At 54.1% G+C, this 14675-nt stretch carries 14 protein-coding genes; 3 read left to right on the plus strand and 11 right to left on the minus strand.

Going from position 1 to position 14675, the window contains the following annotated elements; genetic code table 11:
- Positions 1–185 precede the first annotated feature (185 nt).
- Positions 186–1406, plus strand: a complete 1221-nt coding sequence (locus AC07WB_RS21050; RefSeq protein ID WP_494941245.1) for an aromatic amino acid transporter — start codon at positions 186–188, stop codon at positions 1404–1406.
- A 54-nt stretch (positions 1407–1460) separates the two neighbouring features.
- Here AC07WB_RS21050 and AC07WB_RS21055 read toward each other — a convergent pair whose 3' ends face one another.
- From AC07WB_RS21055 to AC07WB_RS21090, 8 genes are all read right to left on the minus strand, one after another.
- Entirely contained in the window at positions 1461–2564 is a 1104-nt protein-coding gene (locus tag AC07WB_RS21055) for an NADH:flavin oxidoreductase/NADH oxidase (protein WP_494941246.1), read from the minus strand.
- A 172-nt stretch (positions 2565–2736) separates the two neighbouring features.
- Positions 2737–4122, minus strand: a complete 1386-nt coding sequence (locus AC07WB_RS21060) for an amidohydrolase family protein (protein WP_494941247.1) — start codon at positions 4120–4122, stop codon at positions 2737–2739.
- The gene (locus tag AC07WB_RS21065; RefSeq protein WP_097097868.1) at positions 4119–4892 is read right to left on the minus strand and encodes a cysteine hydrolase family protein; all 774 of its coding nucleotides are present in this window, start codon (positions 4890–4892) and stop codon (positions 4119–4121) included. The genes AC07WB_RS21060 and AC07WB_RS21065 overlap by 4 nt, the downstream gene beginning before the upstream one ends.
- A 1-nt stretch (position 4893) precedes the next feature.
- Positions 4894–5316, minus strand: a complete 423-nt coding sequence (locus AC07WB_RS21070; protein ID WP_345830764.1) for a cupin domain-containing protein — start codon at positions 5314–5316, stop codon at positions 4894–4896.
- Positions 5317–5319: 3 nt separating this feature from the next.
- Complete coding sequence (locus AC07WB_RS21075) at positions 5320–6258, minus strand: ABC transporter permease (protein WP_494941248.1); 939 nt, start codon at positions 6256–6258, stop codon at positions 5320–5322.
- Positions 6255–7370 (minus strand): ABC transporter permease, encoded by a 1116-nt coding sequence (locus AC07WB_RS21080; RefSeq protein WP_494941249.1) that lies wholly within the window; start codon positions 7368–7370, stop codon positions 6255–6257. Before AC07WB_RS21080 ends, AC07WB_RS21075 begins: the two co-directional genes overlap by 4 nt.
- Positions 7354–8907, minus strand: coding sequence for an ABC transporter ATP-binding protein (locus AC07WB_RS21085; RefSeq protein WP_494941250.1), 1554 nt, complete (start codon positions 8905–8907; stop codon positions 7354–7356). Before AC07WB_RS21085 ends, AC07WB_RS21080 begins: the two co-directional genes overlap by 17 nt.
- A 16-nt stretch (positions 8908–8923) precedes the next feature.
- On the minus strand, positions 8924–9934 hold the full coding sequence (locus AC07WB_RS21090) for a BMP family protein (protein WP_345830756.1): 1011 nt from the start codon (positions 9932–9934) through the stop codon (positions 8924–8926).
- A 106-nt stretch (positions 9935–10040) separates the two neighbouring features.
- On the opposite strand from AC07WB_RS21090, the gene AC07WB_RS21095 reads away from it, so the two are divergent.
- Positions 10041–10940, plus strand: coding sequence for a LysR family transcriptional regulator (locus AC07WB_RS21095; protein ID WP_097097874.1), 900 nt, complete (start codon positions 10041–10043; stop codon positions 10938–10940).
- A 48-nt stretch (positions 10941–10988) separates the two neighbouring features.
- On the opposite strand, the gene AC07WB_RS21100 is transcribed toward AC07WB_RS21095, so the two are convergent.
- From AC07WB_RS21100 to AC07WB_RS21110, 3 genes are all read right to left on the minus strand, one after another.
- On the minus strand, positions 10989–11816 hold the full coding sequence (locus tag AC07WB_RS21100; RefSeq protein WP_400457771.1) for a creatininase family protein: 828 nt from the start codon (positions 11814–11816) through the stop codon (positions 10989–10991).
- Between the two features lie 296 nt (positions 11817–12112).
- Positions 12113–13105 carry a sugar phosphate isomerase/epimerase family protein gene (locus AC07WB_RS21105; protein WP_400457768.1) on the minus strand — a complete coding sequence of 331 codons (993 nt, stop codon included), beginning with the start codon at positions 13103–13105 and terminating at the stop codon, positions 12113–12115.
- A gap of 242 nt (positions 13106–13347) precedes the next feature.
- Entirely contained in the window at positions 13348–13941 is a 594-nt protein-coding gene (locus AC07WB_RS21110; RefSeq protein WP_400457767.1) for a response regulator transcription factor, read from the minus strand.
- 165 nt (positions 13942–14106) lie between these two features.
- Between AC07WB_RS21110 and AC07WB_RS21115 the strand changes: the two genes are divergently transcribed.
- Positions 14107–14565: a GNAT family N-acetyltransferase gene (locus AC07WB_RS21115; protein ID WP_494941251.1), complete on the plus strand. Its 459-nt coding sequence runs from the start codon at positions 14107–14109 to the stop codon at positions 14563–14565.
- Positions 14566–14675 lie beyond the last annotated feature (110 nt).

Genomic DNA, 14675 nt, shown 5'->3' on the forward strand with positions numbered 1-14675 from the left:
CAGGTTAATCAATCTGGCTTTAACTGCGCGACAACCCGCTGCCGTGACGGCGAAACCTGTGGTAATGCATCTTTGCATTGTCACCCCAGCCATCTACCGTCGCACTTTCTGTTGCTTGTAACTCTCTTCTTAGCGTTATCCCGTGTATCATCGCCGCCTTTAAGCGGTTTTGTAGGGAATAAATGATGACGGAGATGACATTGTCCCGCCGCCAGCCTTCCGTGTGGTGGGGCGCGATGATTATTTGCGGCACCGTAGTGGGTGCAGGGATGTTTACGCTGCCGGTGGTGATGGCGGGCGCGTGGTTTGGTTGGGCGATGATCATGCTACTGGTCAGCTGGGGCGGCATGCTGCTTTCAGGCTTACTTTTTATGCGCGTCAGCCTCAGCTATCCGCCAGGCGCGGGCTATGACACCTTAACGAAAGATCTGCTGGGGCGCGGTTGGGCGATATTGAATGGGCTCAGTATCTTATTTGTGCTTGGCATTCTTACCTACGCCTATATCTCGGCTAGCGGCCCGGTGTATCAGCACTCTCTTAATCAGGCGGGTGTGCCGATTTCCACCGCAGAAGCAAAAGTGCTGTTAACAATCGGCGTGGCAGCAGTGGTGTGGCTCGGCACAACCGGCGTGAGTCGGCTGATGACCTTTTGCGTGCTGGCCAAGATTCTGCTTTTGATCCTGTTGTTTGGGGGATTGCTCACGCAGGTCAATGTACCGTCGCTGCTTCAGGCGCCAGGCGCAGGGGAGCGTTACTGGCCCTACGCACTCGGGGTATTGCCATTTTGTCTGGCCTCGTTTGGCTATCATGGCAATATCACCGGGCTGGTGAGCTATTATGCGGGTAACAAAAAGCACATTACACAAGCGTTGGTTCTGGGCACGCTATTGTCACTGGCGTTGTATGTATTTTGGCTTACCAGCACCATGGGCAACCTGCCGCGCAGCGCGTTCCCTGAAATTGTGCAACAGGGCGGCGATATTGCGGCGCTGATGGCCGCGCTGCGTGCGCAACTGCACGTCAATGCGTTGTCATTAATGATGTCGATATTTTCGCATTTCGCGGTGATTGCCTCATTTCTTGGCGTCACGGCCGGCTTGTTTGATTTCATTGCCGATCGTCTGGGCTTAGGACATTCACCGACTGCGCGTTTTAAAACCGCTTGTCTGACGTTTCTGCCGCCGTTAATGGCCTCGATTTGCTGGCCGAGTGGATTTGTGGCAGCGATTGGCTTTGCCGGTTTATTTGCCACCCTGTGGGCGGTGATCGTTCCGGCGATGCTCGCCTGGCGATCGCAGCAGCGCTGTTCGATCGCGGTCGTTTTACTCTTTGCATTTGGTCTACTGAATATTCTGGCATGGATGCTGAGCTGGTTTAAGCTGCTGCCAGAGTTTGTAGCGGAGTAACGGTCGCCGTTAGGGATATCCAGGTGCGTTTGGATGCGCACCTGGATATGATTTTCAGCCCTTATTCGCGACCAGCGTCCCTTTCAACCCATGGGGTTCGGAGCGCAAATACTGCGGGGGAGCCTTCGCTTGTGCGCCCAGTGCTGCAGCGGCATGCCACGGCCAGCGTGGGTCATAGAGTACCGCGCGGGCGAGTGCGATCAGGTCGGCATCGTCTTTCTGTAATGCATTTTCAGCCTGCTGCGGGTCGGTAATCAAGCCCACGCCAATCACCGGAATCTTCACCTGCTTACGGATATCATGCGCGAACGGCAGCTGATAGCCGGGCCCCACTGTAATCTGCTGCTGCGGTGAAAGTCCCCCACTGGAGATATGCACATAATCGCTACCTGCAGTTTCCAGTTGCTGGCTGAAGGTGATGGATTGCTCAACATCCCAGCCGCCCTCAACCCAATCTGTAGCTGAAAGGCGAACCCCAACTGTAACTGAATCGGGCAATGCGCTGCGTACCGCGTGGAAAACTTCAAGCGGGAAACGCAGACGATTTTTCAGTGAACCGCCGTATTCATCCTGACGCTGGTTGCTCAATGGCGACAGGAACTGATGCAGCAAATAGCCGTGGGCGGCATGAAGCTCAATCAATTGGATGCCAAGACGCGCGGCGCGCTGCGCGCTGTCGACGAAAGCGGATTTTAGTCGCTCCAAATCCTGTTTTTCCAGTGCCACCGGTGCACGGTCTTCTGGGTTAAAAGCGTGTGCAGAGGGGGCTACCGTTTGCCAGCCACCGTCATTCAGTGCCAGCTGGTGACCACCCAGCCACGGTGCTGCGCATGAGGCTTTACGCCCGGCGTGACCGAGCTGAATGCCGATAGGGATATCAGAATAGTGGCGAATATCCTCCAGCACGCTAGCCAGCGCGGCTTCGGTTGCATCATCCCACAACCCCAGATCGCCCGGCGAAATCCGCCCTGCGGCTTCAACCGCCGTTGCTTCGATAATCAGCAAACCCGCTCCCGAAAGTGCGAGCTGGCCAAGATGGATGCGATGCCAGGCGCTGGCTTTGCCATCCTGCGCGGAGTATTGACACATCGGGGCGATCACGATGCGGTTGTCGAGCGTTAACTTACCCAGTTGCGTTGCGCTAAAAAGTAAACTCATTGTAACCTCATTAACAGTGGCCAGATGCCTTAAAGCTTAGGGCTAAAAGCGCATTTTGCAGAGTGGTATGAGTTTGAATGTTGTAGCAAAAAGTAAGTTAAGCGGAATGTGCCGCTGTTAACCGAACAGCATCGTTCGCGCGGTGAAAAGCCTAACTCGCCACTGTGCCCCATCAAAACGCGGCTGAACGCCAACCGCGTGTTTTATCATTGCCGGTGCGTACCGCCAGTGACTGCGCCGCTCGTTGTGAACGCGCCATCACTTCCCGCTGGTTAAGTTGGGTAAATTCTCCCGCCCGCAACAGATAAGCACCATCCACAAATACATCACTGACTTCGTGACCCAAAGCGGAGTAGACCAAAGATGAGACAGGATGGTGGATCGGCGTCATCGCAGGATGCGAGGTATCCACAATCACGACATCCGCTCGTTTACCCACTTCCAGCGAGCCGACCAGATGCTCAAGACCAATGGCGCGCGCGCCGTCGATGGTCGCCATCTCCAGCACTTTTTCAGCGGTCATTATTGTGGGATCGCGATGCACGCCTTTTGGCAGCAGCGCTGCCACTTTCATGGCCTGAAACAGATTGTGGTTATTGCTGCTGGCGGGGCCGTCGGAGCCTAACCCTACGGTTAATCCGGCGGCAAGCATTTCGGGAATAGGCGCCACACCCGAGGCAAGGTAGAGATTGCTGCACGGATTGTGTGAGACGCGTGTGTCGTGATGCTTCAGCGCACGGATATCACGGGAGCTGCACTGCACGCAGTGTACCGCCAGCACATCCGGGCCGAGGAAACCGATATCGCTAAGGAACTCCGTATCGGTCGCCTGAAAGCGCAGCTTAGCCTGCTCGATTTCAAAATCGGTTTCTGCGACGTGGGTCGTGATCAGTGTGCCGGTTTCATTCGCCAGCGCCCGTGTGCCACGCAGTACTTTTTCATCCAGCGCCCAAATCATGCTTGGCGCGAGACCAACTTTTACCCGTCCATCCGCCTTGTGATAGCGCTGAATCACATTACGTGCATCGGCTAGCGCCTGCTCCGGCGTTTCAATCAGTTCAGCGGGAATGCCGTGCTCAATGCCGCTGGTGAGGAAACCGCGGCAGACATGGCCGCGAATGCCGCTGACTTCAAAAGCGTCAATCACTTTAGCCGTCAAGCCTGGACGCGGGTGGGCGTACATAAAATCAACCAGCGAGGTGACGCCAGAACGCAGCGATTCCACGCAGCCATGCAGCGCAGCGGCGTAGACGTCTTCCTCCGTCAGCGCCACGGCGCTTGGACCGGTCATGCAGGTGAACCACTTCTTCAGCACCATGTCGTCACCGAGACCTTTTAGCAGCGTCTGAAACAGATGCGTATGCGTATTCACCATTCCCGGCATGATAATACGCTCGCGGCAGTTGATGATTTCCGCTTCCGGATAGCGCTGCTGCAAGGCATCACGCGTGCCGATGGCGGCGATAAGGTTGTCTTCAATCAGTAAACTGGCCTGTTCCAGAATCTCGCGCTGCGGATTCATGGTGATGATCCAGCCGTCAGCCAGCAAGTAACTCATATGTTGCTCTCCAGCTGCTGTTGTAACTCTGCGGCATTCACCACAAAACCAAAGCACTGCTGTACGTTATACAGCGTGGCATCGCGACAATAGTCGGGCGAGGTCGTCGCGCTACAATCTTCCAGCAGCAGGCAGTCATAACCGCGGAAGTTGGCCTCTTGCAAAGTGCAGAGCACGCATTGATCGACATTGACGCCGGCAAACAACAGCGTGGTGACGTTGAGATTGCGCAGGATGCTATCAAGCTCGCTGTCATGAAACCCGGACATTCGGTATTTGTTGACGCGAATATCCGTATCGTTCGGCATGAGTTCATCCACTACCTCGGCCGCCCAGCTACCCGCCTGCAATACCGGCGCGCCGGAAACCGGTAACGGATCGCCTAAACCCACACCGGTGCCATACGGATTATAAACGTGCAGCAAAGCCGGACTGAGATTGAGTTTGTCAGCGCGATTGCCCCAGTTGAGCCAAATAACGGGCACCTCGGCGGCACGCAATGCTGGCAATAACGCTTGTAGCGGCGCAATCGGTGCGCGCGCGGGCGTGACATCCACACCAATGTGTCCGAGCCAGCCGTCGGGATGGCAAAAATCGTTCTGCATATCCACTACGATGATTGCAGTACTCTGTAAATCAAAGATCACCGATCGGTCGCGCGTGCCGAGCTTTACTGCGCGCACGGGTTGCTCCGGGCGTCGCATATCAATGACCTGCGCGGAGACACGCCACTGATTTTGCCGACTGCTGCCTAAAACGTTTTCTCCCATATCAGGCTCCCGTTAAGATGCGCAAATCTTCCTCATCCAGCGTGACAGGGTCACCGCTGCGAATCAGTTCGGAGAATCCCTCATTGGGCGTCATGACCGTCAGCGTATAGAGCTTGCACCTGCCGGTGTTGCGGATTGCATGATCATTACCCGGGTGCAACAGCAGGGAATCGCCTTTCTTAATCACTAACTCCTCATCGTTGCAGCGGGCGACGCCTTCACCATGCAGCACATAGAAAAACTCATGCGCGGTGGCGTGTTCATTGGGCGGCGTAGCACCGCCCACGTTGAAGATTTCCACCACAAAGATGTTCTCAATGCCATCGAGCGGTTTGTCGAACAAAATGGCGAAATAGTTACTGCTATCGGGACTAATACGGAACGCCTTCACATCCGCAAGAGGGTTGAAACGAAACGATTTCATCAGTTATTCCTTTCGATAAGGCTGCGTTAGCGCGCCGGGTTGCAATGTGCGTCCTACTACGCCGGACATTGCCAGGATGGTGAGAAGATAAGGCAGGGCCAGCAGCACCTGCGGAGGAAGCGTGTTTTCAAACAGCTGTAGCGACAGCTGTAATGCATCGGCTGCGCCAAAAATAAAGGCAGCCACCACCGCCTTGAGCGGACTCCAGCGGCCAAAGATAACGATGGCCAGTGCGATAAAACCTTGCCCGCTGACGATGTTGTCGCGGAACAAGCCAATCTGGGCGGTCACCAGATAGCTGCCGGCTAAACCCGCTCCTAAGCAGGAGAACATTACTCCCCACGTGCGGATCTTTACTACGTTAAGCCCGGCTGCATGGGCCGCGCGCGGATTTTCACCCACCGCGCGCAAAGAGAGGCCGAAGCGGGTATGGAACAGGCCAAAATGCGCCAGTGCCGCCAGTAGTAAAGTTAAATAGAGCGGCAGTGGCTGCTGGAACAGAATCGGACCGATGAAGGGTAATGAGGAGAGCAGCGGCACATGCCAGGGTTCCAGCATGGGAATGGTTGGCGATGATTCGTTGCCCATCACCAGCGCATAAATCCAGGTGGCAAGGCCAGCGGCAAGAATATTGAAAACGATGCCGACCACAATTTGGCTGGCGTGGGCACGCAGATAGAGCGCCGCCAGCACGCAGCCGACCAGTAATCCTCCTACGCCACCGGCGATGAAGCCGAGTGCCGTTGAGCCGCTTGCTACCGCTACCATGTAGCTGGAGAGCGCACCCAGCAGAATGGTGCCTTCGATGCCAATATTTAACACGCCAGAACGTTCGCCATAGATTTCGCCCAGTGCGGCTAACAACACGGGACCGGCAAGCCGCACCGCTGCAGCCAGCCAGCTGACAAAGAACGCGGTATCGAGATTAGCCCACAAACTCATGATTGCTCCTCCACCATTGGGCTGCGGGTTTTACGCAGAATGGGCAGGTTGATACGGTAATAGCGCAGCAAATCACCTGCCAGAATGAGTAACACCACTAAACTTTGCAGAATCAGCACTACTGACGTCGGCAAACCGGTTTGACGCTGCATCGCACTGCCGCCGACTTCTAAACCGCCATAGAGAATTGCGGTAGGGATCACCAGCAGAGGATTGAGGCGTGCCAGCAAGGCGACGACCACGCCAATAAACCCGACGCCGCCAGAGATGCCTTCCATCAGCCGATGCTGCACGCCAAGTACCGCGCACAATCCTGCCAGCGCCGCCAATCCACCGCCGAGCAGCACTGCGCCCATTTGCCGACGATTGACATCAACGCCGCTGTAGCGTGCGGCGCGCGCATTAAGCCCGGCGATTTTGATTTCGAAGCCGGCGGGTGTGGCGCGCATTAGCCAGAAGACAAAGACGGTCGCAACCAGCGCAATGGCGATGCCCCAGTGTGCGCGCATGCCAGTCATGACAAACGGCAACCAGCTATCCACCGGTAAGCGTGGCGTTTGTGGCAGGTCGCCGGGCGCGCGCATTGGACCAGAAACCAAATATTGCACTATGAACAGCGCCACGTAGTTGGCCATCAGGGAAATCAGTACATCATTGCCGCCAAACCTGACGCGTAACGCGCCAACCCAGCCGGCCCAAATCGCCCCGGCGAGGAAAGCGGCGATCAGCACCAGTGGCCAATAAAGCAGCGCTGGAACGGCCCACGGAAAACCCTGAGGCGTCCCGGAGAGCGCAATCCAGCTGGCCGCCGCGGCACCCAGCAGAAAGCAACCTTCAAAGCCGATGTAGCCCAATCCAGCACGCCACACCACGATGGTTGCCAACGCAATCAACATTAACGGTGTGGATTGCACGATGCTAAGGCCTACGCTACTCAATGAGCCAAACGCGGCGTCAAACAGGAAGCCATACGCTGACAATGGATTACCGCCGAAAGGGATAAACAGCAGCCCAGCAATCACAAACGCCGTTACGATCCCGCAGCAGCTGGTTAACATCAGTGCGCTGGTGGATTCAGCGGGAGCCAGACGCCGCTCAAGCAGCTTCTTCATGGTTGCCTGCCCCTTTTTTGAGATGTGCGCCCGCCATCAGCTCGCCGAGGCGTTCTGGAGAAGCATCGACGGCGTTCATTTCCCCGGCGATCTGGCCGCTGTACATCACTGCGATGCGATCGGAAAGATTCATAATCTCTTCCAGCTCGGCGGAGATCATCAGAATGGCGCAGCCGCGATCGCGCGCGTCCATTAATCCTTGCCATACGCTCTCAATCGCACCCACATCCAGCCCGCGCGTCGGTTGCTCCACAATCAGCAGGCAGGGATTGCTGGCGACTTCACGGCCCAGAATCAGCTTTTGCAAATTACCGCCGGAGAGTTTTCCGGCTTCAAAATCGGCATCTGGCGTACGCACTGCAAAGCGCGCGATGATATCCCGTGCGTGCTGGCGAATACGTTGGCGATCCAACAGCCATCCTCGCGCGCGGGTAAAACTGCGCTGGCGACCAAGCAGGGCATTATCGGTGATCGAAAGATCGGTAACTGATCCAACGCCGCGCCGATCCGCCGGAATAAAACCGATACCTTTACTGCGGCGTGTAGCAGGGGAATCATCGCTGATATCTTCACCGTTGAGCAGAATACGGCCGGCTTCCAGCTCGCGTAGATTGAGCAGCGTTTCTGCCAGCTCGGATTGCCCATTGCCTTCCACGCCGGCAATGCCGAGGATTTCTCCCGCGACCACGCTCAGCGAAACGCGCCAGATTTTCTGCTGTCCGCTGGCGTCGCGCACCGCGATGTTATCAACTTGCAGCACGGTTTTACCCGGCTGGCACGGCGTTTTTTCCATACGCAGCACCACATCGCGGCCCACCATACGGCGTGCCAGGTCGCGTTCAGAGGTGTCTTTAATATCGACTGAATCCACCATTTTTCCGCCGCGCATCACCGAAACGTGATGGGCAATGGCCATGATTTCGTACAGTTTGTGCGTGACGATCACCACCGAACGGCCTTCAGCACACAGCGATTTCAGCGTGGCAAACAAACCTGCTTTCTCTTGCGGCGTGAGCACCGCAGTCGGTTCATCCAGAATCAGCACCTGCGCATCGCGATAAAGCAGCTTGAGGATCTCCACGCGCTGCTGCACGCCAATGGGCAGATGTTGTACTTTTGCCCAGGGATCAATCGCCAGACCGTGTTTATCTGATAGCGCCTGCAAACGCGCTGCCGCAGCATGCAAATTGAGTACGCCGCTGACGCTCTCTTTCAGCCCCAGTATCACGTTCTCTACCACGCTCATAGGCTGTACCAGCATAAATTCCTGGTGCACCATGCCGATGCCGCAGGCGATAGCATCGCTGGGATCGCGAAAGCGCTGCGCTTTGCCATCCACCACAATGCTGCCTTCATCGGCCTGATACAAACCGTACAGGATCTGCATCAGCGTGCTTTTGCCTGCGCCGTTCTCGCCCAGCAGCGCGTGAATTTCTCCGGCTTTAATGCTGAGTGACACATCGTCATTTGCCACCACGCGTGCGAAGCGTTTGGTGATGTTGTTAAGCGCGACGCGTATGTTTGCCGTTACTGTCATGAGTCGATTCCGCTTATCAAACCACTGGCTTCAGTGTGCCGTTGTCCAGCTGTTGCCAGATCTGCTGGAATTTATCCCAGGCGCTGGTGCTCACCAGTTTGGCGTTATAACGCTCGCTGCCGTTAACTATTGACCAGGCTTTGCCCACCGTAGGCTGCCACTCCTGGCCACCTTTAAAGGTTTTATTGGCCACCGATTCACCCACTTGCTCCACCATCCAATCGAGATTCTGGCGGAAACTGCAGGCAACGTAATCCGGCGCGACACTACGCTGATCCACATAACAACCAAGGACTTTGACTTTCGCCGCCGCCGCGCCTTGTATGGCTCCAAGCCCCGTGACGTCTGCCGCATGCCAGATCACATCCGCACCGTTGCCGATCATGGTGGTTGCGGCCTCGCGACCTTTCGCGGCGTTATCATAATCGCCGGTTACCACGCCCAAGCCTTTCATACCCGGGCGGGTTTTCTCTGCCGCCTGGATGAAGGCTCGCATCATCGCCTGCTGTGTGGGGTTATCGCCGCCGCCGACAAATCCTACTGCTTTACCGTTATCAGAGATCAGCGCGGCTAGCGCACCTGCAGCATAAGCACCTTGCACATAGGCGAGATCGATGTACTCCACGTTACCCGGCGCTTTTTCATCGGGCTTAAAGGTGGAAGCGAAGAAATAGGTATCCGGATATTCGGGGGCGATTTCAGCGAAGGCTGAGCCGTATTCAAAACTGTGCCCAATGATCAAGGTGTAACCATCATCGGCGTAGCCGCGAATGGTTTGATCCATCTGCGCCTGGGTGATGCTTTCGCTATGGGCGACGGTAAAACCGGCTTTTTGCAGGCTTTGCAAGCCAACATACGCCAGCGAACTCCAGCCGCCATCGGCAACCGAACCGGGCAGCAGCAGGGCGATTTTTATATTGTTATTCGCTGCCATGGCTTTGCGCGACAACATGGGTGCCAGCGCGGGTAACAACAGCGCGCCAGCCACTAACTTCGCAAATTTTCTGCGGGATACGTCTGCCATCATGTGTTCTCCTGGTGTGGTTTTGATGTATTAATCACCGGAAGAGCATTATCTTAAAAGCATCATTTTTAGCACTTACCGATGCCTAAAAGGCAACGCAGGATGGAATATGCTTCAGCACCGTTTGTTTGTTTATATCGACCAGATCGCGCGCAGCGGTTCAATCCGCAAAGCTGCCGAGCGTCTGCATATCTCCGCATCGGCCATAAACCGCCAATTGATTGCGCTGGAAGAGGAGTTGGGTACGCCTTTGTTTCAACGTTTACCCCGTAAAATGATCCTCACGGCCGCCGGTGAAGCGCTGATTCACCACGTACGGCAGAGTTTCAAAGAGATTGAAATTGCGCAGATGAAAATCGAAGAGCTGAAAGGACTGCGGCGTGGCGAAGTCACCGTGGCAATGATGAGTGGATTGGCGGCAAACCTGATTCCGCGCGTGGCGGCAGAGTTCCGACGCGCCAATCCGCGGGTAAAATTGCTGCTACAACAGCTCACCACCGGTGAAAATATCACTAACGCGGTGGCAAGCGGTGAGGCGGATTTGGGTATTGGCTTTGATTTTGAACTGCAGCCGGTCCACCGCAATATTGCTAGCGTACCGGTGCGGTTAGGTGCGGTAGTAGGATCGGGACATCCGCTGGCGGAGAAATCCAGTTTACGCCTGAGTGATTGCCTGCCTTATCCGGTGGTGATTGCCGATAAATCAATGGTCATTCGCCCTTATCTGAATGAAGTGTTTGCACGCGCCTCGATCACTTTACAAGCGGTCATCGAAACTAACTCGATCGAGGTGATGCGCCAGTCGGCGATGATGGATCAAACGCTGACGTTTCTCACGCCAATCGATATTGAATCTGACCAGCGCAGCGGCCGCTTGATCTATATTCCGGTACGAGAACTGGCCCAGCATACGCAAACGCTGATGCTGATCGGTCACGATCGCGGCACCAGCGCGATTGGCAGCGTGTTTGCTGAAACCATCAAAGGCATGATGTCAGGACTTGTGTAGCCTGTAAGGTGCGCATTAATGCGCACCTGGTCGCCATGAATGGCAACCCTACAGGTTCAGCGGCTGGTATGCGGTTCGCTCAGTAAGAAAACCAAGATCGAAACTCTGCACCTCGCGCGCCAGTTTCAGCAGCGCATGTGCGGCGCGATCGGTGGCGATCTTTCCGCGTTCGGCATCGGCGGCCGCTGCGTTGCCGGTGGTGCCGGAAAGATGCAGGTCCTGTGCCATCCAGCCAAAACCAATACCGCCTTCTGGCGTCAAAATACCGCCGCGGGCTTCGAGCGCCACCGACGTGGACACAAAATTATCTGCGTGCTGCATCTGCACCAATTGTGGATGGAGATGCAGCATCATGCTGGTCTCGGACTCTCCGCCGTGAATCCCGTGATTGAGTTCATGTGCGCTATACAAGTCGGAAGCATCAAAGGTGTGAAACCAGCTGGCGCCGACGGCAAACATGCCCAGTTCAATGCGTAACTGACGGCAGACGATCTCCATCAGCTGTGGCTGGCCGCCGTGTGAATTCCAGAAAATCAGTTTACGAATGCCAGCACGCCACGCGCTTTTTGCCACTTCAAACCACACCTTACCTAACACTTCGTAGGGCAATGAAAGCGTGCCGGGGTAAGCGAGATGTTCGTCGGATTTACCGATCGGCAGTGCGGGCATGACCAGCAGCGGCAAGTTATCAGGCAGCAATTCGACCGCGCGCTGAACAATGCCGGCATTTATTGCCGCATCAACGCGTACCGGCAAATGAGGCCCATGTTGTTCCACCGCACCGATTGGCAGTATGGCAACGATGTTTGCCATATCAAGTTCACTAAATTCTCGCGTAGAAAGATCCCACCACCAGGGTGAAGAGGGCATTTGCATAGTTACCTCCATTTTTTTCCCAACTTAGCGGGTTTACGCTGCAATGGAAGCAACAAAATTCGTACTGAGCGTTGCGTTTTAGGCATTCGAATTCAATGTAAGGTGGCCATTTATGGCGTATTGCTCGTCAGCTAAGCGTGAATCGGTCACCATAAATGGTGACCTAACGCGGATATAACCGGGTTTTCGTAGGGGCGCATTCATGCGCACCTGCATAAAGAGGGATTGCCTAATTGAACGGCATTAGGCCATTTATGACCACCTATTTGTCCAAAATGCACGTGCTGGGCTTAACCTTACTGCTCGATGCTGCTGAGCAACGCGTTTTGAATGATCTTCTGAGCTTTAAGCGGATTTTGTTCACGCTGCGCTTCCTGCAGCGCGGTGATATCCAGTTTATCTAATGCCCGGTAAATATGTTTCAGGAAGCGAATGGAGAGGTTGGCTGCTTCGACATGATCTTCACGGAAGGGAAATTGATCGAGCTGCCATACGCCATCCCAATTGTTAATCTTCAGTACGTAGAAAAATTCAAAAATCTCCGTCATATGTACGGTGCCAACTACCAAATCATCATCCCAGCCGCGCAGGTTGTCATTGACGTCCATCCCAAATAAACGCCCGCGATCGATGATCAATTGAGCCGAATCCGCCGGAGATTCACCGGCAAACAGCGCGTGACCAAAATCCAGCAGCACGCCGACGTTAGGCAAACCAATGTCTTCAATGCCCAGCAGGGTGCGTGCGGCAGAATCCCAGGTCATCTTCACGCGTGGCTCGCGTGGTTTGTATTCAATAGCGAATTTTACGTCGGGATTGGCACTGGCCAATTCCCGCATGCCATCAACCGCCATCTTCCACAGATTCTTATGATCTACCTGGAACGGATAATCCCAACCGTCCTGACCTGGCCAAATTTTGACATAGTTGGCTCCGAGCTCTCGCACCACGGTGGCGGCTTCATGCATTAAATCGAAAGCCTGTTTACGGATAGCATCATCAGGGTTAGTGAAAGCACCGCGGGAGAAGCGACGTAAATAAATTTCCGGCGTGATGCCGATGGCTTGTAGGCCAGCATCTTCAAGGGCTTGTTTGACTTGAGCCACCGTAACGCCTTCAGTGAAAGGATAGGGGACATCAACGTAGGACAGGTCTTCGACGCTGGCGGCGAGTTTTATTTGGTCGAGAGTGCTGAGCGCCGGTCCATAACCATCAACCGCGTAACGATCGATATAGTTAGCGAAGTGCCACAATCCGGCACCAAATTTCGGATACGTGTAACTACTCATAGAACCTTCTCCTTAAATTATTGCGTGTTGGGTTATGCATGCAAATCGATTTGAATATATATTCAGTAATGGTTATATATTCCATTCTGCGCCTGGGCGTGCCTCGTTAACCAGCAGCTCATGGCGAAAATGCAACCTCAGTCACACAAAATCCAGAAAAGTGAAGATTGGGGGGATTCGCTACCACGTTGAGTGTTAATTGAACCGCACCAATTTGCGGTTCAATTAACAGGAGGGAATGATTAAATCTTTTCTAATTGGTAACCCATGCGATTTAGGCGATTAAATAACTCTTTATTGTTGGCACAGTTGAGTTTACGAATGATGCTCTGACGATGGTGACTGATCGTTTTACAACTCAGCCTAAGCGAATAGGCAATATCTGTCAGATTACTGGTTTGTCCCAGCAGTCGCAAAAGCCCAAATTCACGCGGTGAGAGCGTCTGCTTGGAACGTCGCGTACTCTGTGTCGTCGCGTGGCCCACTACCGCATCGCAAATGTCATCGAGCGAGCTGGTTTTAGCAAGGAATATCACTCCTGGCAGCACGCTCATAACGTAACTGACCACCGCTTTCTCATTGAGATCGGTAAGAACAATAATGCGCGTTGCAGGAGAAGACACTTTTACCTTACGTAACAGCTCAGTAAAAAACTGCACATCGCGGCCGTAAGCGGTTAATTCGCTGATCAGTACATCGCAGCCGGCAATATTTTTGAGGGCTGAATTGAGGCTGTCGATGTCAATTTTTTTAATTTGAACAGGTTTCTCAGAAAAATAGTGATTTAAACCTTCCGCAATCCATTGGTTATTGTCTACTAGTGTTAATGACAACATTTCTACCTCCCCATCCCAATTATGTTGTTATTAAATCGCGGCAGGGCACTGATAAGTATCAGACCGAGGAGTGGCGACTTGTACGAAATTTCCTAAATAACATTGACACGGAAAGCGGGAGATTCTTATGGTCTGGTTACAATGATGAAATCTTTGGGAGAAACGATGAAATTAGTTACAACACACTTAGTATTGGAACCTTTCGAACACGCACATTTTGACGGCCTGCGCTCGATGGAAAGCGATCCAGAGATAATGCGCTATATCAGCAATGGCATCGTGAAATCCCCTGAAGAGACGCGAGCCAATATTGAACGCGTTATGTTGCGCTGGCAGCAGTACGGCTTTTCCTGGTGGGCGATGCGGGAAAAGGAGTCGCATGAAGTGGTGGGGGCGGCATGTCTACAACATTTAGCCAATCAAGATGGCGCACCTCTGGAAATCGGCTGGCGTTTGCACGCAAATCATCACGGTAAAGGTTACGCCACGGAAGCAGGCCGGGCGATTATTCATTTTGCTGCTGAAAAGATAGGTGCAAAATACTTGGTCGCGGTTGCCGATCCCAAAAACACCGCTTCGCAGAAAGTGATGCAACGACTAGGCATGAATTACAAAGCTATTTAGGAACATTACGATGTGCCATGTGTGGTGTATGAGCTACAAATAGCAGAGTGATGCTGAACTTAACAAAATTGACCACTTACCCGTTCCCCAACGTATGACTCATCAAGCCC

It is taken from the genome of Pantoea sp. GW821-FHT03E06, from assembly GCF_059420725.1.